At 72.4% G+C, this 18,916-nt stretch carries 14 protein-coding genes; 10 read left to right on the plus strand and 4 right to left on the minus strand.

Annotation, left to right across the window (positions count from 1 at the left end):
* Nucleotides 1-174: 174 nt before the first annotated feature.
* From ACIQR3_RS08475 to ACIQR3_RS08490, 4 genes are all read right to left on the minus strand, one after another.
* On the minus strand, nt 175-2,583 hold the full coding sequence (locus tag ACIQR3_RS08475; RefSeq protein ID WP_403535976.1) for a DUF3488 and DUF4129 domain-containing transglutaminase family protein: 2,409 nt from the start codon (nt 2,581-2,583) through the stop codon (nt 175-177).
* A complete protein-coding gene (locus ACIQR3_RS08480; RefSeq protein WP_403535979.1) occupies nt 2,580-3,944 on the minus strand; it encodes a DUF58 domain-containing protein in 1,365 nt (454 codons plus the stop codon). The genes ACIQR3_RS08475 and ACIQR3_RS08480 overlap by 4 nt, the downstream gene beginning before the upstream one ends.
* Nucleotides 3,944-4,966 carry an AAA family ATPase gene (locus ACIQR3_RS08485; protein WP_403535982.1) on the minus strand — a complete coding sequence of 341 codons (1,023 nt, stop codon included), beginning with the start codon at nt 4,964-4,966 and terminating at the stop codon, nt 3,944-3,946. The genes ACIQR3_RS08480 and ACIQR3_RS08485 overlap by 1 nt, the downstream gene beginning before the upstream one ends.
* Before the next feature lie 220 nt (nt 4,967-5,186).
* On the minus strand, nt 5,187-5,732 hold the full coding sequence (locus ACIQR3_RS08490) for a beta-class carbonic anhydrase (RefSeq protein ID WP_403535985.1): 546 nt from the start codon (nt 5,730-5,732) through the stop codon (nt 5,187-5,189).
* Nucleotides 5,733-6,176: 444 nt separating this feature from the next.
* Here ACIQR3_RS08490 and rsmH point away from each other — a divergent pair, with 444 nt between their 5' ends.
* The 10 genes from rsmH (at nt 6,177) to ACIQR3_RS08540 (ending at nt 18,668) form a co-directional block, all read left to right on the plus strand.
* Nucleotides 6,177-7,133, plus strand: a complete 957-nt coding sequence (gene rsmH, locus ACIQR3_RS08495; protein WP_403535987.1) for a 16S rRNA (cytosine(1402)-N(4))-methyltransferase RsmH — start codon at nt 6,177-6,179, stop codon at nt 7,131-7,133.
* Between the two features lie 64 nt (nt 7,134-7,197).
* Nucleotides 7,198-7,647: a septum formation initiator family protein gene (locus tag ACIQR3_RS08500; RefSeq protein WP_403535990.1), complete on the plus strand. Its 450-nt coding sequence runs from the start codon at nt 7,198-7,200 to the stop codon at nt 7,645-7,647.
* Entirely contained in the window at nt 7,644-9,620 is a 1,977-nt protein-coding gene (locus ACIQR3_RS08505; RefSeq protein WP_403535993.1) for a peptidoglycan D,D-transpeptidase FtsI family protein, read from the plus strand. The genes ACIQR3_RS08500 and ACIQR3_RS08505 overlap by 4 nt, the downstream gene beginning before the upstream one ends.
* Before the next feature lie 175 nt (nt 9,621-9,795).
* The gene (locus ACIQR3_RS08510; protein WP_403536774.1) at nt 9,796-11,352 is read left to right on the plus strand and encodes a UDP-N-acetylmuramoyl-L-alanyl-D-glutamate--2,6-diaminopimelate ligase; all 1,557 of its coding nucleotides are present in this window, start codon (nt 9,796-9,798) and stop codon (nt 11,350-11,352) included.
* 28 nt (nt 11,353-11,380) lie between these two features.
* The gene (gene murF, locus ACIQR3_RS08515) at nt 11,381-12,787 is read left to right on the plus strand and encodes a UDP-N-acetylmuramoyl-tripeptide--D-alanyl-D-alanine ligase (RefSeq protein ID WP_403535996.1); all 1,407 of its coding nucleotides are present in this window, start codon (nt 11,381-11,383) and stop codon (nt 12,785-12,787) included.
* A complete protein-coding gene (gene mraY, locus ACIQR3_RS08520; RefSeq protein ID WP_215167928.1) occupies nt 12,787-13,884 on the plus strand; it encodes a phospho-N-acetylmuramoyl-pentapeptide-transferase in 1,098 nt (365 codons plus the stop codon). Before murF ends, mraY begins: the two co-directional genes overlap by 1 nt.
* An 8-nt stretch (nt 13,885-13,892) precedes the next feature.
* Nucleotides 13,893-15,299, plus strand: a complete 1,407-nt coding sequence (murD, locus tag ACIQR3_RS08525) for a UDP-N-acetylmuramoyl-L-alanine--D-glutamate ligase (RefSeq protein WP_403536777.1) — start codon at nt 13,893-13,895, stop codon at nt 15,297-15,299.
* Between the two features lie 74 nt (nt 15,300-15,373).
* Entirely contained in the window at nt 15,374-16,744 is a 1,371-nt protein-coding gene (ftsW, locus tag ACIQR3_RS08530) for a putative lipid II flippase FtsW (protein WP_403535999.1), read from the plus strand.
* A gap of 6 nt (nt 16,745-16,750) precedes the next feature.
* Nucleotides 16,751-17,848 carry an undecaprenyldiphospho-muramoylpentapeptide beta-N-acetylglucosaminyltransferase gene (gene murG, locus ACIQR3_RS08535; protein WP_403536002.1) on the plus strand — a complete coding sequence of 366 codons (1,098 nt, stop codon included), beginning with the start codon at nt 16,751-16,753 and terminating at the stop codon, nt 17,846-17,848.
* Between the two features lie 25 nt (nt 17,849-17,873).
* A complete protein-coding gene (locus ACIQR3_RS08540) occupies nt 17,874-18,668 on the plus strand; it encodes a cell division protein FtsQ/DivIB (protein ID WP_403536005.1) in 795 nt (264 codons plus the stop codon).
* Nucleotides 18,669-18,916 lie beyond the last annotated feature (248 nt).

An 18,916-nucleotide genomic window follows, 5' to 3' on the forward strand; every position in this document is an offset into this window, starting at 1 on the left:
GGGGCCCCCCGCCCGCCGCGTGGGGGGGGGGCCGTCCCGGGGGTGCCGGGGCCGGGCCGCCGGCCCGGCGGCCTTGGTGGCCGGGGGGGGGGGGGGGCCCCCCCCCCCCGGGGCCCCCCCCCTCACTCGTTCTTCGCCCGTTTCACTCGTTCTTCGCCCGTTCTGCGCCCGCTCTCAGCTCTCCGCCCCTCGGCCCCTCGCCCCGCGCGGGGCGGGCCGCGCCGACGCCACACGGTGCGCCACCCGGTGCTTGAGAGCGGCCCAGCGGGCCGACACCGCCCAGACCACCCGTACGGCCGAGCGCGGGGCGAAGCGGGCGCGCAGCCGCACTCCCCGGCCGGCCGCGGCCCCCAGCCCGGCCGCCACCCGGTGCACGTCCTCCGCCAGTCCCGTGACCGGACGCGGGCGGGGAGCGTAGAGGACCTGCTCCACGGCGTCCGCCACCCGGTGCACGGCCGCGGCGGCCGGCGGATCGAGCCGCCCCAGCCGCACGACCCGGGCCGCGGCCTTGCGCGGGGTCTGCGACTCGTCCGGCGCGATGCCGTGGTCCCACGCCGTGTCCGTCAGCTCCTGCCAGGCCGCCAGGGTGCGGGCCGCCGCGTCCGCCGCGCCGCGGCCGTGCGCCCCGAGCCGCACCGCCCGCCGGCGGACCCGCCACAGCATCGGACAGAGCGGGATCACCAGGACCAGCAGTACGGCCAGTGCCCAGGCCAGCCGGACATACCACTGCGGACCGTCGTCGTCCGTGGCGAGCGCGGCCTGCGGGGACTCGCTCGCGCAGGCGTCCAGCTTCTTGTCCTGGGCCGTGCAGCCCTCGCTCGCCGACGCCGAGGCGGACGGTGCCTCCGAGACCTCCTCGGACGGGCGGGCGGCGTCCGGCAGCGTGGTGCCCGGCGAGTCCGGCACGGTGTACGACGGTATCGACCCGCGGTTCGGGGTCGGCTCGAAGCGGGTCCAGCCGACGCCCTCGAAGTACAGCTCCGGCCAGGCGTGCGCGTCCCGCAGGCCCACCGACACCGTCCCGTCCGCCTGCGGGGAACCCGGGGCGAAGCCGACCGCGACCCGGGCCGGTATGCCCAGGGAACGGGCCATCGACGCCATGGCGAACGAGAAGTGCACACAGAAGCCCTGCTTGTCCCGCAGGAAGCGGGCGATCGCCTGGGAGCCGCTGCCGACCTGCACCTGGGTGTCGTACTCGAAACCGCCGGTGACCGCGAAGTACTCCTGGAGCCTGACGGCCTGGTCGTAGGCGTCGGTGGCGCCCGCGGTGACCTCCCGGGCGGTCCGGGACACGATCGCCGGGAGCGAGTCGGGCAGCTCGGTGAACTCGCGTTCCATCGCCGTCGAGGGCTCCGGCGCGGCGGCCAGCTGCTCCGCCGTCGGCCGCACCTCCAGGCTCTTGACGTCGTACGTGAGGCCGCGGGTGTTCTGGCCGTGGTCGCCGACCAGGGTCATGCCGACCGGTTCGTACCGCCAGGCACCGCTGACCAGCACACCGCTCGGCGGGTACGGCATCGGCAGCCAGTCCTGGGCGTACCAGTCCGCCGCCGAGATCGTGGTCCGCGTCTCCCTGCGCTCGACCTCGGGGCCGAGTCCGGGGGGCGTGGGGAAGGCGCCGTCCGGGACGGAGGTGATCTGCCGCTTGGACGGCTTCCAGGTGGTGCCGTCGAAGTCGTCCAGGGAGACGATCCGCAGATAGAGGTCGGAGATGTCGCTCGACTCGGTGCGGACGGAGAGGACCTGGCGGTTCTCGTCCACGTTCAGGCTGTCGCGCAGGGACACCAGCGGGTTCACCGCCGAGATGGTGCCGCCGCCTCCGTCGCCGGAGCCCACGCCCGTGCCGGCGCCGCCCAGCAGGCCGCCGTTCATCGCGGGCAGACCGAGCGGCACCACCAGGGCGACGCCCAGCGCGACCACGCCGATCCGCCGGCCGGTGCGGACCGGGGCGAGGGCACGGGCCGGCCCGGCGCCCGGGGCGCGGGGGGCACCGCCGAAGACCCGGCCCCACTGGGAGAGCCGCTCGCGGCCCTCGGCCAGCAGCAGCATCAGATAGCCGGCCGCCGCGACCAGGAACCACAGCCAGTCGGTGCCGCCGTCCGACAGCCCCGCGGCCACCGAGTACAGCGCCAGCAGGGGCAGACCCGCCGGAGCCGCGCCGCGGAAGGTCACCGCGAGGGTGTCCACCAGCAGGCCGATCACCAGCACGCCGCCCACCAGCATCAGCCGGATGCCGTCGGAGTCCAGCGGCGCCGGGATCGCGTACCGCGCGATGTCGTCGCCGCCCTGCTCCAGCAGCCCGGCGAAGTGCCGGAAGGTGTCCGGTCCGGGAACCAGACCGGCGAAGGACTGCTCGCGGGCGAAGGCCAGGGTCAGCAGCAGCAGCGCGGCCAGGGCCTGTGCCGCGACCGTCAGCCACCGGGCCGACGGCACCCGGCGGACCGCCGCGCCCACCCCGGACTGGACCGCCAGCAGCAACGCGGCCTGCACGATCCAGGTGGCCGGTTCGACCAGCGGCAACAACGCGCACGACGTCATCAGCGTGGCCGCCCACGCGGCCGACGCCATCCGTGCCCGCCCGCTCATCGCACGCCCTCCCCGCCGTTGGCCGTCATGAGGCCGGAGCGTTCCTGTTCCGCCCGGCGCCACCGTTCCTCCAGTGACGCCCCGCGCTCCACGCCCACGGCCGTCCAGCCGGACTCGCGCAGCAGCCGCAGCCGCTCCCCCTGCTCGCCCGACGGGCCGGGGACGTCCGTCGGTTCCCGCAGCCAGGCGTCGCTGTCCAGGACGAAGGCGAGGGCCCCGCCGCTGCGCCGGCTCATCTTGGCGGCGACCGCCGCCTGCTCCTCGTCCAGGTCGCCGAAGAACGCCACCAGCAGCCCCTCGTTGCCGCCGCGCAGCACGTCGTAGGCGCGGGACAGGCTCGTGTGGTCGGAGTGGTCGATCACCGCGAGGGTGTCCATCATCAGCCCGGCCGCGTCCGCCGTCTCCTGCGTGGCGCCCGCGAAACCGTCGGCGCCCTCGCCCGGCACCGAACTGCCGGTGTCCGTCAGCAGCCGGACGGAGAAGCCCCGTTCCAGCATGTGCACCAGGACCGACGCCGCGCCCGACACCGCCCACTCGAAGGCCGAGTCGGGCCCGGCCCCCTCGTAGGCGATGCCCCGGGTGTCCAGCAGGACCGTGCAGCGGGCCCGCTGCGGCTGTTCCTCGCGGCGCACCATCAGCTCGCCGTAGCGGGCGGTCGAGCGCCAGTGCACGCGGCGCAGGTCGTCGCCGTGGCGGTACCCGCGCGGGATCACGTCGTCCTCGCCCGCCAGGGCCAGTGAGCGCTGCCGCCCGTCCCCGTACCCCTTGGCCTCGCCGCCCAGGCGTACCGCGGGCAGCGGTTCCACGCGCGGGACCACCGTGAGGGTGTCCTGCGCCGAGAAGGACCGGGTCAGCTCGCACATGCCGAACGGGTCGGTCAGACGGAGCTGGAGCGGGCCCAGGGGGTAGCGGCCGCGCAGGTCGGAGCGGACCCGGTAGGAGACCTCCCGGCTGCCGCCCGCCTCGACGCGGTCGAGGACGAAGCGGGGGCGGGGGCCGAGCACGTAGGGCACGCGGTCCTGGAGCATCAGCAGGCCGGTGGGCAGCCGCGAGACGTTCTCCACGCGCAGGTGGACCCGGGCCTCGCCGGTGGCCGGTACGCGCGCGGGGGAGAGCCTGCGGCTGCCCGCGACCCGGTACCGCGTGCGGTACAGCACCACCGCGCACACCAGCGGCAGCACCGCCAGCAGCAGCCCGACCCGGAGCAGATCGCTCTGCCCGAGGACGTACGCGCAGACCGCCGCGGCCACGCCGGCGGCCAGGAAGGAGCGGCCACGGGTGGTCAGACCGGCCAGCGCGGTCCGCACACCGCCCCTGTCCCCCCGCTCGCCCTCCGCCCGGTCCGTCCCCCCGGCGGTCATCACAGCCTCCGCGGCGGCTGCTGACCGTACGCCGGTCCGTAACCGCTCGGCGTCCGGCCGTCGGAGGGCACCGGGGTGCGCTGCAGGATCTCCTGCACCACCTGTTCGGAGGTACGGCGGTTCAGCTGGGCCTGGGCGGTGGGCAGCAGCCGGTGCGCCAGCACGGCGACGGCGAGTGCCTGCACGTCGTCCGGCAGCGCGTACTCCCGGCCGTCGAGAGCGGCGGTCGCCTTCGCCGCGCGCAGCAGATGCAGGGTGGCGCGCGGCGAGGCGCCGAGTCTGAGGTCGGGGTGGTCGCGCGTGGCGGCGACCAGGTCCACGGCGTACCGCCGCACCGGCTCGGCGACGTGGACGCCGCGGACCGCCTCGATCAGCTTCAGGATCTCGTGCGCGTGCGCCACCGGCTGGAGGTCGTCCAGCGGGTTCACCCCGCCGTGCACGTCGAGCATCCGCAACTCGGCCTCGGCGCTGGGGTACCCGATGGAGACCCGGGCCATGAAGCGGTCGCGCTGGGCCTCGGGGAGCGGGTAGGTGCCCTCCATCTCCACCGGGTTCTGCGTCGCCACCACCATGAAGGGGCCGGGCAGTTCATAGGTGTTGCCGTCGATGGTGACCTGCCGCTCCTCCATCGACTCCAGCAGCGCGGACTGGGTCTTGGGCGAGGCGCGGTTGATCTCGTCGCCGATCACCACCTGGGCGAAGATGGCACCCGGCTTGAACTCGAAGTCCCGGCGCTGCTGGTCCCAGATGGACACCCCGGTGATGTCGGACGGCAGCAGGTCGGGCGTGAACTGGATGCGCCGCACCGAGCAGTCCACGGACCGGGCCAGCGCCTTGGCCAGCATGGTCTTGCCGACCCCCGGGACGTCCTCGATCAGCAGATGTCCCTCGGCGAGCAGCACCGTCAGGGAGAGCCGGACGACCTCGGGCTTGCCCTCGATCACACCCTCCACCGACTCGCGTACCCGCTCGACCACAGCGGTCAGATCAGTGAGACTCGCTCGATCGTCATAGGTCGTCACCCGGTCCTCCTCGGCCTTTCCCCTTGCCCCCGTAGGAGCCCCCGGACCACGGACACCCCGCGGAAGAGGTCCCGCGCGGCACCGCTCCCCGCATTCTTGCTGCCGTTACCGATTCGTGTCACTCGCCTGTGGACAACTGCCCGCGATATGTCGGGCCTTGCGGTCTTTCGCGTGTGCTGTCGATGTGCTGTCGCCCGGGCGTGCGGTTCGGGCGGGCGCGTCAGGCCGGGTCGATCTCCCGCAGCCGGCCGGTCCGCACGTCGAAGACGAAGCCGCGTACGTCGTCGGTGTGCGCCAGGAACGGGGAGGTGCGCACCCGCTGGATCGACTGCCGCACGTCCTGGTCGACGTCCCGGAAGGACTCCACCGCCCAGACCGGGCGCTGGCCGACCTCCGCCTCCAGTTCGGTGCGGAAGTCCTCGGTGAGGGTCTCCATGCCGCAGCCGGTGTGGTGGATGAGGACCACGCTGCGGGTGCCCAGCTTGCGCTGGCTGACGGTCAGGGAACGGATCACGTCGTCGGTGACCACACCGCCCGCGTTGCGGATGGTGTGGCAGTCGCCGAGGTTCAGTCCGAGCGCGGCGTGCAGGTCGAGCCGGGCGTCCATGCAGGCCACGACCGCGACGCGCAGGACGGGACGGGCGTCCATCCCGGGGTCGGCGAAGCCGGCGGCGTAGCGCGCGTTCGCCTCGACGAGGCGGTCGGTGACGGTGCCGCCGCCGGTGGCGGCGTCGGAGCCTGCGGGAACAGATGCAGAAGTCGTCATATCCCTGACGTTACTGGTCACCGGCGCGCACGGCCCGCCGTGAAGACGGACAAAGAACACCGGGAAGCCCTGGTGTGAGCTAACCCACAGGAGTGGTGACCATGCGTCCGTACGGGTGAAGTGCCCCCGGATCCGGCTTCCCGAGCCCCCGGGCCCGCGACGCGCAGGCCGGTTGATTGACCGGGAGACAGGGTGGACTAAAGTGACGCGAAGCGGGAGGCGAGGCTCTCCCCGCTGGACTGAAACCCCGCAGACCCGGGCGCCGCGGCGCCCGTACTCCCCACGTGCGCGGCGCGTACGTACGGCTCGGCCTCCTCCCGCTCCCGGCCGGCCGACGCTTCCGGCGCCGGCAGGTCCCCCGTCACGGGGGTCCCCGCCCCGCCGGGGGAGGATGGGGACCCGACGGTGCGTGACGCCGCGCCGGATCCGAGAGGCCGACCCCCCTTGAGCCAGAGTCGACACGTCCCGGTGATGCTCCAGCGGTGCCTGGACCTGCTGGCGCCCGCCCTGGAGGAACCGGGGGCGGTGGTCGTCGACTGCACCCTCGGCCTCGGCGGGCACAGCGAGGCCCTGCTGGAGCGCTTCCCCGAGGCCCGGCTCGTCGCCCTGGACCGCGACAAGGAGGCCCTGCGCCTGTCCGGCGAGCGGCTCGCCCCCTACGGTGAGCGCGCCACCCTGGTGCACGCCGTCTACGACGAGCTGCCCGACGTACTCGACCGGCTCGGCGTCCCCCGCGTCCAGGGCGTGCTGTTCGACCTCGGCGTCTCCTCCATGCAGCTCGACGAGGCGGACCGCGGCTTCGCGTACGCGCAGGACGCCCCGCTGGACATGCGCATGGACCAGACGACCGGCATGAGCGCCGCGGAGGTCCTCAACACCTACCCGCCGGGCGAACTCGTCCGCATCCTGCGCGCCTACGGCGAGGAGAAGCAGGCCAAGCGGATCGTCTCCGCGATCGTCCGGGAGCGGGAGAAGGAGCCGTTCACCAACAGCGCCCGGCTGGTGGAGCTGATCCGGGCCGCGCTGCCGCAGGCCGCCAAGCGCACCGGCGGCAACCCGGCCAAGCGGACCTTCCAGGCGCTGCGCATCGAGGTCAACGGCGAGCTGTCGGTCCTGGAACGGGCGATTCCGGCCGCCGTCGAGGCGCTCGCCGTCGGTGGACGGATCGCCGTGCTGTCGTACCACTCGCTGGAGGACCGGCTGGTCAAGCAGGTCCTCGCGGCGGGCGCGGCCAACACGGCCCCGCCGGGGCTGCCGGTGGTCCCCGAGCGGTACGCGCCCCGGCTCAAGCTGCTCACCCGCGGTGCCGAACTTCCCACCGAGGAGGAGGTCGCCGAGAACCGGCGGGCGGCCCCGGCGCGGCTGCGCGGCGCGGAGCGGATCAGGGAGTCCACCGAGTGAACCGAGTCAGGCCCGAGCGGCGGGGACGGTGCGGGCGCGGCCCGGACCGGGGAGGGGAGGGGCTGTGAAAGGCGCACCGGAACTGAGGGGCAGGGCCGCCCGGCTCGCCCGGCTCTTCCCGGCCGGCGGCGGGGGAGGGCAGGCCGCCCGCACCCCCTTCGTCGTCCTCGTCGTGCTCCTGCTCGGCGGCGGGCTCATCGGACTGCTGGTGCTGAACTCCGCGCTGAGCGAGGGGTCGTTCCAGCTCGACGACCTGGAGCAGCAGACCAAGGAGCTGACCGACGAGGAGCAGGCGCTCCAGCGGGACGTCGACGCCTACTCCGCGCCCCAGGCCCTCCAGCGCCGGGCCCGTGAGCTGGGCATGGTGCCCGGCGGCGACCCGGCCTTCCTCGCCCCCGACGGCACGGTCAAGGGCTCCCCGAGCCCCGCCGCGGGCGCGACGCCCCTGGTCCTCGCCCCCGAGGCACTCACGCAGTCCACCCCCGCCCCGACGACCCCGACCCCCGGCAGGTGACGGAAGTGCCCGACGACTTCGGCAGGCAACCGACGCGCCGCCGGGTGCCCGGTCCCGCGCGGCCGGCCCAGCCCGGCGGTACGCGGCAGCCCGGCCCCGGGGGCCGCCCGGCCCGCCGCCCGGCCCCGCCCCGCGGCGCGGCCCCGCGGACCATCCGGCTCGGCAGCCCCCGCCCCCGGCTGCGCCTGGTCGGGTTCGCCCTGGCGCTGGTCCTGATCGCCTTCGTCGTACGCCTGCTCCAGGTGCAGGCCGTCGACGCCGGCACGTACACCGCCAAGGCCGAGCTGAACCGGTACGTCGTCCACACCCTGACCGCCGCCCGCGGCGGCATCACCGACCGCAACGGCGTGGCCCTGGCGACCACCGTGGACGCCTACGACATCACCGCCGACCCCACGATGTTCACCCGCGAGCAACTCGAGGTCGACGACGGGCCCGAACAGGCGGCGGCGCTGCTCGCCCCGATCCTCGGCGAGGACGAGGAGGAGCTGGCGGCCACCCTGCGCCCGGACAACAAGCAGCTGCGCTACGTCCGCCTGGCCCGCGCCCGCACCCCGCAGGAGTGGAACCAGATCCAGGACCTGAAGACCGCGCTGGCCAAGAAGGCGGAGACGGACGAGTCCACCGTCAACGTCCTCGCCGGCGTCTTCGCCGACCCCAGCAGCAAGCGGATCTACCCCAACGGCGACCTCGCCGCCGGGGTGATCGGCTGGGTCAACTCCGAGGGCGAGGGCAGCGGCGGCCTCGAACGCCAGCTCGACAAGATACTGGCCGGCGAGGACGGTGAGATCCGCTACGCCCAGTCCGGCGGCCACCAGGTCCCCACCGTCGGCCGCAACGAGACGCCCGCCGTGCCCGGCAGCGACGTGGAGCTGACCCTGGACCGCGACATCCAGTGGGCGGCGCAGGACGCCATCACCGAGCAGGTCGAGGAGTCCAAGGCCGACGGCGGCTACGTCATCGTCCAGGACACGCGGACCGGTGAGATCCTCGCCATGGCCAACTCACCCGGCTTCGACCCGGGCGACCTGGCCCACGCCGACCCCGACGCGCTCGGCAACGGCGCCCTCCAGGACGCCTTCGAGCCCGGCTCCACCGCCAAGGTGATGTCGATGGCCGCCGTCCTGGAGGAGGGGGCCGCCACCGCCGACACCCACGTCACCGTCCCCAACCGGCTGCACCGCGGCGACCGGCTCTTCAAGGACGACATCGACCACCCCACCTGGTACCTCACCCTCAACGGCGTGCTCGCCAAGTCCAGCAACATCGGCACCATCCTGGCCACCGGCGAACTCGGCAAGACCCAGGAGCAGGCCAACCAGGTCCTCTACTCCTACCTGCGCAAGTTCGGCCTCGGCAGCTACAGCGGACTCGGCTTCCCCGGCGAGACCAAGGGCATCCTCGCCGCGCCCGGACAGTGGTCCACCTCGCAGCAGTACACGATCCCTTTCGGCCAGGGCGTGTCCGTCAACGCGCTCCAGGCGGCCTCCGTCTACTCCACGATCGCCAACGGCGGCGTACGGATCGAACCGACGCTGGTGAAGGGGACCAAGGACGCCGAAGGCGGGTACACGCCCGCCGAGAAGCCGAAGAAGACGCGGGTGATCAGTGAGAAGACCGCGAAGACCCTGTCACAGATGCTGGAGTCGGTCGTCGACGACGAAGAGGGCACCGGCACCAAGGCCCGCATCCCCGGCTACCGGGTCGCGGGCAAGACCGGTACGGCCAACCGAGTGGATCCGGCCACCGGCCAGTACAAGGGGTACACCTCGTCCTTCGCCGGGTTCGCGCCCGCCGACGAGCCCCGGATCACCGTCTACTGCGCCATCCAGAACGCCACCGAGGGCAGCTACTTCGGCGGCCAGATCTGCGGCCCCGTCTACAAGCAGGTCATGGAGTTCGCCCTGAAGACCCTCCAGGTCCCGCCCACCGGCACCGACCCCGCGAACCTCCCGGTCACCTTCAAACCCTGACCCGTTTCCGACGCAGTACCGAGCCACCAGGAACCACCCCGTGACAACGATCACCCCCGATCCCGGGAACCAGAACGGCCCCCGCCCCTCACTTCGCGGGCAGGCGGGTGCGCCCGGTACGCTCACCGCCGTGCCACAGCCTGATCAGTCCCAAACCACCCAGAAGGGCCACCCCGTGACCTACCCGGGACCGCCCCGGCCGGTACGGGTCTCCGCCACACCCCTCGCGGAACTCGCCGGTCAGCTGGGTGTCACCGCTCCGGAGGGCGACGCAGCCGTCACGGGCATCACCCACGACTCGCGCGCCGTCCGCCCCGGTGACCTGTACGCCGCCCTGCCCGGCGCCCGCGCCCACGGCGCCGACTTCGTCACCCAGGCCGCCGGTCTGGGCGCCGCCGCCGTGCTGACCGACCCGTCCGGCGCCGAGCGCGCCGCCGCCACCGGACTGCCGGTGCTGGCGGTCGAGGACCCGCGTGCGGAGATGGGCGAGCTGGCCGCGACGATCTACGGACACCCCGGCCGCGACCTGCTCCAGATCGGCATCACCGGCACCTCCGGCAAGACCACCACCGCCTACCTGGTCGAAGGCGGGCTGCGCACCGGGAAGGCCACCGGCCTGATCGGCACGGTCGAGATGCGCATCGGCGACGAGCGCATCAAGTCCGAGCGGACCACGCCCGAGGCCACCGACCTCCAGGCGCTGTTCGCGGTGATGCGCGAGCGCGGCACCGAGGCGGTCGCCATGGAGGTCTCCAGCCACGCCCTGGTGCTCGGCCGGGTCGACGGCTGCGTCTTCGACGTCGCCGTCTTCACCAACCTCAGCCCGGAGCACATGGAGTTCCACTCCGGCATGGAGGACTACTTCCAGGCCAAGGCACAGCTCTTCACCCCGGAGCGCAGCCGGCTCGGCGTGGTCAACGCCGACGACGAGTACGGCCGCCGGCTCGCCCGCGAGGCCACGGTCCCGGTCGTCACCTACTCGGCCGAGGGACACCCCGACGCCGACTGGCGGGCCGAGGACGTGGAGGTCGGCCCGCTGGACTCGACGTTCACCGTGGTCAGTCCGAAGGGCGAGCGGTTCACCGCCCGCTCCCCGCTGGCCGGCCCGTTCAACGTGGCCAACACCCTCGCCGCGATCGTCGCGCTCGCCGCCGCCGGCCTCGACCCCCGGGCCGCGGCCGACGGGGTCGCGGCGGTGCCGGGGGTGCCGGGCCGCCTGGAGCGGGTGGACGCCGGACAGCCGTACCTCGCGGTCGTCGACTACGCGCACAAGACCGACGCGGTCGAGTCGGTCCTCAAGGCGCTGCGCAAGGTGACCGAGGGCCGGCTGCACGTCGTCCTCGGCTGCGGCGGCGACCGGGACACCACCAAGCGGATGCCGATGGGCGCCGCCGCCGCGCGGCACGCCGACACCGCCGTACTGACCTCCGACAACCCCCGCTCCGAGGACCCGCTCGCGATCCTCGCCACCATGCTCCAGGGCGCCGCCTCCGTGCCCGCCCACGAGCGCGGCGAGGTGCAGGTCTTCGAGGACCGGGCCGCCGCCGTCGCCGCCGCCGTGGCCCGGGCCGAGCCCGGCGACACGGTGCTGGTCGCGGGCAAGGGCCACGAGCAGGGGCAGGACATCGCCGGGGTGGTGCGTCCCTTCGACGACCGCCAGGTGCTCCGCGAAGCCATCCAGGAGAACCAGGCCCTTCAGCAGACCCAGGCCATCCAGAAGACCCAGGGATGAAATCCCGCATGATCCAGGGGATGTACTTGTGATCGCCCTCTCTCTCGCCGAGATCACAGAAGTCGTCGGCGGGCAGATGCACGACATACCGGATCCGTCGGCCGAGGTCACCGGACCGGTCGTCCGGGACTCCCGCGAGGCGGGACCCGGCAGCCTCTTCGTCGCCTTCGTCGGCGAACGCGTGGACGGCCACGACTTCGCGCCGGCGGTCGTCGAGGCGGGAGCGGTGGCCGTGCTCGGCTCCCGGCCCGTCGGCGTGCCCGCGATCGTCGTGGACGACGTCCAGGCCGCCCTCGGCGCCCTCGCCCGCCACGTCGTACGGCGCCTGGGGGCCACCCTGGTGGCGCTCACCGGCTCGGCGGGCAAGACCAGCACCAAGGACCTCATCGCGCAGGTGATCGGGCGCAAGGCGCCGACGGTGTTCACGCCGGGCTCGCTCAACAACGAGATCGGGCTGCCGCTGACCGCCCTGACCGCCACCGAGGAGACCCGTTTCCTCGTCCTGGAGATGGGCGCCCGCGGCATCGGCCACATCCGGTACCTCGCCGGACTGACCCCGCCGAAGATCGGCGTCGTCCTCAACGTCGGCTCCGCGCACATCGGCGAGTTCGGCGGCCGGGAGCAGATCGCGCAGGCCAAGGGCGAACTCGTAGAAGCCCTTCCGGAAGACGGCACCGCGGTCCTCAACGCGGACGACCCCTACGTACGGGCCATGGCCGCCCGAACGAAGGCGAAGGTGATCCTTTTCGGAGAGTCCGGCGAAGCGGACGTTCGCGCCGAGAACGTGCGACTAACGGACACCGGACAGCCCGCGTTCCGGCTTCACACACCCTCCGGTGCAAGCGATGTGACGATGCGCCTGTACGGTGAGCATCACGTGTCGAACGCGCTCGCCGCGGCCGCCGTCGCCCACGAGTTGGGCATGTCCGCAGACGAGATCGCCACCGCGCTCTCCGAGGCGGGCTCCCTCTCCCGCTGGCGGATGGAGGTCACCGAGCGCCCGGACGGCGTGACGCTCGTCAACGACGCCTACAACGCGAACCCCGAGTCCATGAAGGCCGCGCTGCGTGCGCTCGTCGCCATGGGAAAGGGGCGTCGTACGTGGGCGGTGCTCGGCAAGATGGCCGAGCTCGGGGACGAGGCGCTCGCCGAGCACGACGCGGTCGGACGGCTCGCCGTCCGGCTCAACGTCAGCAAGCTCGTCGCGGTCGGGGGCAGGGAAGCCCAATGGCTGCAACTGGGCGCATACAACGAGGGTTCGTGGGGTGAGGAGTCGGTGCACGTGTCCGACGCACAGGCGGCGATCGACCTGTTGCGCAGCGAGTTGCGCCCGGGGGACGTCGTGCTCGTGAAGGCGTCCCGTTCGGTGGGTCTGGAAGCGGTCGCCACGGCGCTGCTCGAGACCGGCACCGAGGGTGAGGTAGCCGCCCGATGATGAAGCAGATCCTGTTCGCGGGAGTCATCGGTCTCTTCCTGACGCTGGTCGGCACCCCGTTGCTGATCAAGCTCCTCGCCCGCAAGGGCTACGGCCAGTACATCCGTGACGACGGCCCGCGCGAGCACGCCAGCAAGCGCGGTACGCCGACCATGGGCGGTATCGCCTTCATCCTGGCGACCGTCGCCGCGTACTTCCTGGCCAAGATCATCACCAGTTACCTGGAGCCCGACCCCGATGTCGACGCGGCGCCGACCTTCTCCGGTCTGCTGGTGCTCGGCCTGATGGTCGGCATGGGTCTGGTCGGCTTCCTGGACGACTACATCAAGATCGTCAAGCGGCGTTCGCTGGGTCTGCGGGCCAAGGCGAAGATGGCCGGCCAGCTGATCGTCGGCATCGCCTTCGCGGTGCTCTCGCTCCAGTTCGCGGACAGCCGCGGCAACACCCCGGCCTCCACCAAGCTGTCGTTCATCACGGACTTCGGCTGGACGATCGGCCCGGTGCTGTTCGTGGTCTGGGCGCTGTTCATGATCCTGGCGATGTCCAACGGCGTGAACCTCACCGACGGCCTGGACGGTCTGGCCACCGGCGCCTCCGTCCTCGTCTTCGGCGCCTACACCTTCATCGGCGTCTGGCAGTTCCAGGAGTCCTGCGCCAACGCGCAGACCCTGACCAACCCGGGCGCCTGCTACGAGGTACGGGACCCCCTCGACCTGGCGGTGGTCGCCTCCGCGCTGATGGGCTCCTGCCTGGGCTTCCTGTGGTGGAACACCTCGCCGGCCAAGATCTTCATGGGCGACACCGGTTCCCTCGCGCTCGGCGGTGTGCTGGCGGGTCTGGCGATCTGCTCCCGCACCGAACTGCTGATGGCCATCCTCGGCGGCCTGTTCGTCCTGATCACCATGTCGGTGGTCATCCAGGTCGGCTCGTTCCGGATGACCGGGAAGCGCGTCTTCCGGATGGCGCCACTCCAGCACCACTTCGAACTCAAAGGCTGGTCCGAGGTCCTTGTCGTGGTCCGTTTCTGGATCATCCAGGGCATCTGTGTGATCGTCGGACTGGGCCTCTTCTACGCGGGATGGGCAGCGGACAAGTGACCGACTCGGTGTCCTCGGAACTTCAGGGCAAGCACGTCACCGTCGCCGGACTCGGCGTCTCCGGAGTACCGGCGGCCAAGGTCCTGCACGGCCTCGGCGCGCGCGTCACCGTCGTCAACGACGGCGCGGACGAGCGCGCGCGGGCGCAGGCGGCGGAACTGGAGGCGCTCGGCATCACCGTGCGCCTCGGCGACGGCGACTCCTTGCCCGAGGGCACCGACCTGATCGTCACCGCCCCCGGCTGGAAGCCGACCAAGCCGCTGTTCACGGCGGCCGAGGCAGCGGGCGTCCCCGTCTGGGGCGACGTCGAACTGGCCTGGCGGCTGCGGGGCGAGAACGCCGCCCCCTGGCTCGCGGTCACCGGCACCAACGGCAAGACCACCACCGTCCAGATGCTGGCGTCGATCCTGAAGGCGGCGGGCCTGCGCACCGCCGCCGTCGGCAACATCGGCGTCTCCCTGCTGGACGCGGTCACCGGCGAGCAGGAGTACGACGTCCTCGCGGTGGAGCTGTCCAGCTACCAGCTCCACTGGGCGCCCTCGCTGCGCGCCCACTCGGCCGCCGTCCTCAACCTCGCCCCCGACCACCTCGACTGGCACGGCTCGATGGAGGCGTACGCCGCCGACAAGGGCCGCGTCTACGAGGGCAATCGGATCGCCTGCGTCTACAACGCCGCCGACCCGGCCACCGAGGACCTGGTCCGGGAGGCCGACGTCGAGGAGGGCTGCCGGGCCATCGGCTTCACCCTCGGCGCCCCGGCGCCCTCCCAACTCGGCGTCGTGGACGGCATCCTGGTCGACCGCGCCTTCGTGGAGAACCGGCAGAAGAACGCCCAGGAGCTGGCCGAGGTCACCGACGTGAACCCGCCGGCCCCGCACAACATCGCCAACGCGCTGGCCGCCGCCGCCCTCGCCCGCGCCTACGGGGTGCCCCCGGCGGCCGTCCGTGACGGGCTGCGCGCCTTCACCCCGGACGCCCACCGCATCGCGCACGTCGCCGACGTGGACGGCGTGGCCTACGTGGACGACTCCAAGGCGACCAACACCCATGCCGCCGAGGCCTCCTTGGCGGCGTACGAGTCGATCGTGTGGATCGCCGGCGGTCTCGCCAAGGGCGCCACCTTCGACGAACTGGTCACGGGCGCGGCGAAGCGGCTGCGCGGCGTGGTGCTGATCGGCGCCGACCGCGCGCTGATCCGCGAAGCTCTGGCGCGACACGCCCCCGAGGTACCGGTCGTCGACCTCGACCGGACCGACACTGGGGCGATGCTCGCGGCCGTCCAGGAGGCGCGGCGGCTCGCCCGGCCCGGCGACACGGTGCTGCTGGCCCCGGCCTGCGCTTCCATGGACATGTTCGCCAACTACAACAAGCGCGGTGACGCGTTCGCACAGGCCGTTCGCGAACTCGGCGCCTGACCCGGCCTGCCGCGCCGGGTGACCACGGGAGGGACACGTGGGACGGTCCAGGCCGACGTACAGCGGAGGCTGCGATGCCCGGTAGTCCCGGCAGCCGTACCGGACGGCCGCCCGCACAGCGGACCGTCCAGCGGCCCGCCGCCCGGCGGACGGCGCCCGAGAACCCGGTGCTGCGCCTGTACACCCGGCTGCAGCGGGCCTGGGACCGGCCGCTGACCGCCTACTACCTGATCGCCGGCGGCAGTGCGCTGATCACCGTGCTCGGCCTGGTGATGGTCTACTCGGCCTCCCAGATCACCGCGCTCCAGCTCTCGCTGCCGGGCTCGTACTTCTTCCGCAAACAGTTCCTGGCCGCCGCGATCGGCACCGTACTGCTGCTCGCCGCCCTGCGGATGCCGGTCAAGCTGCACCGGGCGCTGGCCTACCCGATCCTGGCCGGCGCGGTCTTCCTGATGGCGTTGGTGCAGGTGCCGGGGATAGGGATGTCGGTCAACGGCAACCAGAACTGGATCTCCGTCGGCGGTCCCTTCCAGCTCCAGCCCAGCGAGTTCGGCAAGCTCGCCCTGGTGCTGTGGGGCGCCGACCTGCTCGCCCGCAAACAGGACAAGCGGCTGCTGACCCAGTGGAAGCACATGCTGGTGCCGCTGGTGCCGGTCGCCTTCCTCCTCCTCGGACTGATCATGCTCGGCGGCGACATGGGCACCGCGATCATCCTGACCGCCATCGCCTTCGGGCTGCTGTGGCTGGCGGGGGCGCCCACCCGGATGTTCGCGGGCGTGCTCTCGGTCGCCGGGCTGCTCGGGGTGATCCTCATCCAGACCAACCCGAACCGGCTCGACCGCTTCGCCTGCATCGGCGCCACCGAGATGAGCCCCGAGGGGGACTGCTGGCAGGCCGTGCACGGCATCTACGCCCTCGCCTCCGGCGGACTCTTCGGTTCCGGACTGGGCGCCAGCGTGGAGAAATGGGGCCAACTCCCCGAGGCGCACACCGACTTCATCTTCGCCGTCACCGGTGAGGAACTGGGCCTGGCGGGGACGCTGTCGGTGCTCGCCCTCTTCGCGGCTCTAGGCTATGCGGGTATCCGCGTGGCCGGACGCACGGAGGACCCCTTCGTCAGGTATGCCGCGGGAGGCGTGACCACCTGGATCACGGCCCAGGCCGTGATCAACATCGGCGCTGTCCTCGGACTGCTGCCGATCGCCGGTGTCCCGCTCCCGCTGTTCTCCTACGGAGGTTCCGCCCTGCTGCCGACCATGTTCGCCATCGGGCTGCTGATCGCCTTCGCACGCGACGAGCCCGCTGCGCGGGCGGCGCTTGCGATGCGGCAACCTCGCTTTGGTAGAAAGCGGGGGACCGGGGGCACCGGGTCCAAGCGGAGGCCCCGGAGTTGGAACACGATGCGACGGCGTGCCTCGGCGGCACGCTCGTCCGGAGAGCGGTGAATTTCGGTGCATGTCGTACTCGCCGGCGGAGGAACCGCGGGCCACATCGAGCCCGCGCTCGCCCTCGCGGACGCCCTGCGCAGGCAGGACCCGACCGTGGGCATCACGGCCCTGGGCACGGAGCGCGGCCTGGAGACCCGTCTCGTACCCGAGCGCGGGTACGAACTGGCGCTGATCCCGGCCGTACCGCTGCCGCGCAAGCCCACCCCCGAGCTGATCACCGTCCCGGGCCGGCTGCGCGGCACGATCAAGGCGACCGAGCAGATCCTGGAGCGCACCAAGGCCGACGCCGTGGTCGGCTTCGGCGGCTACGTCGCCCTGCCCGGCTACCTCGCGGCCAAGCGGCTGGGCGTGCCGATCGTGATCCACGAGGCCAACGCCCGCCCCGGCCTCGCCAACAAGATCGGCTCCCGGTACGCCGCGCAGGTCGCCGTCTCCACCCCCGACAGCAAGCTGCGCAACTCCCGTTACATCGGCATCCCGCTGCGCCGCTCCATCGCCACCCTGGACCGGGCCGCCGCCCGCCCCGAGGCGCGCGCGGCGTTCGGCCTCGACCCCAACCTGCCCACGCTGCTGGTCACCGGCGGCTCGCAGGGCGCCCGCCGCCTCAACGAGGTGGTCCAGCAGGTCGCGCCCTGGCTCCAGCAGGCCGGTATCCAGATCCTGCACGCGGTCGGCCCGAAGAACGAACTGCCGCAGGTGCAGCAGATGCCGGGGATGCCCCCGTACATCCCGGTAAGTTATCTGGACCGGATGGACCTCGCGTACGCCGCGGCCGACATGATGCTCTGCCGCGCGGGCGCGATGACCGTCGCCGAACTCTCCGCCGTCGGACTCCCGGCCGCCTACGTACCGCTGCCCATCGGCAACGGCGAACAGCGGCTCAACGCCCAGCCGGTGGTCAAGGCCGGCGGCGGACTGCTGGTCGACGACGCGGAACTGACGCCCGAGTGGGTGCAGCAGAACGTGCTGCCCGTGCTGGCCGACCCGCACCGGCTGTACGAGATGTCCCGCGCCGCCGCCGAGTTCGGCCGCCGGGACGCCGACGACCTGCTCGTCGGCATGGTGTACGAGGCGATCAGCGCCGCCCGTGCACAGCGCTAGGCACATCTGACGGAGGGCAGGAAGCGTGGCCGGACCGACCACCGCCGAACGCGGCGCACGCAGGCGGGAGTCGTCCGGCCCGCCCCGCGTCCGGCGCTTCAAGCGCCCCCGCCTTCGTACGATCGTCATCCTGGCCGCCCTCCTCGTGACCCTGGGCGGGGCGGCCGGCTGGCTCTTCTACGGCTCGGCCTGGCTCAGGGTGGCAGAGGTCTCGGTCTCCGGGACCCGGGTGCTGACCCCCGAGCAGGTGCGCGAGGCCGCCGACGTCCCGGTCGGGGAGCCGCTCATTTCCGTCGGCACCGAGGCCATCGAAGCGCGTTTGGCGAAGAAATTGCCCCGAATTGACGTGATTGAGGCCGACCGTTCCTGGCCCGACGCAATCGAGCTGAAAGTGACAGAGCGCACTCCGGTTCTGTTGGTGCAAAACGGCGAGAAGTATGTGGAAGTGGACGACGGTGGTGTCCGATTCGCCACGGTTTCCCGTGCGCCCAAGGGTGTTCCCCTGCTGGAATTGGCGGTGTCCCGCTCGGGTTCGGCCGCCGCGAGCCTGCGCCGTTTCGGCGAGGACCGGCTCGTCCGGGAGGCGGTCCGGGTCGCCGGCCGGGTGCCGGACCCCGTCGCGCGTGACACCCGCCTGGTCAAGGTGCGTTCCTTCGACGACATCTCGCTGGAGTTGACCGGCGGCCGGACCATCGCCTGGGGCAGCGGTGAAAAGGGCGCGGACAAGGCGCGCGCGCTCCGCGCGCTGATGAAAGCCGCGCCCGGTGCGCGGCACTTCGACGTAAGTGTTCCCACCGCCCCGGCATCGTCAGGGAGTTGACGGGCATCGGTGCAGGCCAGCACCCTGGTTGGGCAGCGCTATGGCTGATCACATAGGGTGAAAAGAAAAACGGGAGGTTCGGCGTGTTCGTTGAACGCGCGCCACTTGTCGACTTAGTGTCCTGTTCAGAAGACTCCAGGGAACAGACACACTGGTAACCCTAAACTTCAGGGTTAGGGTTCGGGTCGGCGCTACGGACCGTCCCATTCGGCATCAGTCGTCGGGTCGCGGGGCACAGTGCTCCAGCG

The organism is Streptomyces sp. NPDC090994, from assembly GCF_044768905.1.
Taxonomy (GTDB): Bacteria; Actinomycetota; Actinomycetes; order Streptomycetales; family Streptomycetaceae; genus Streptomyces.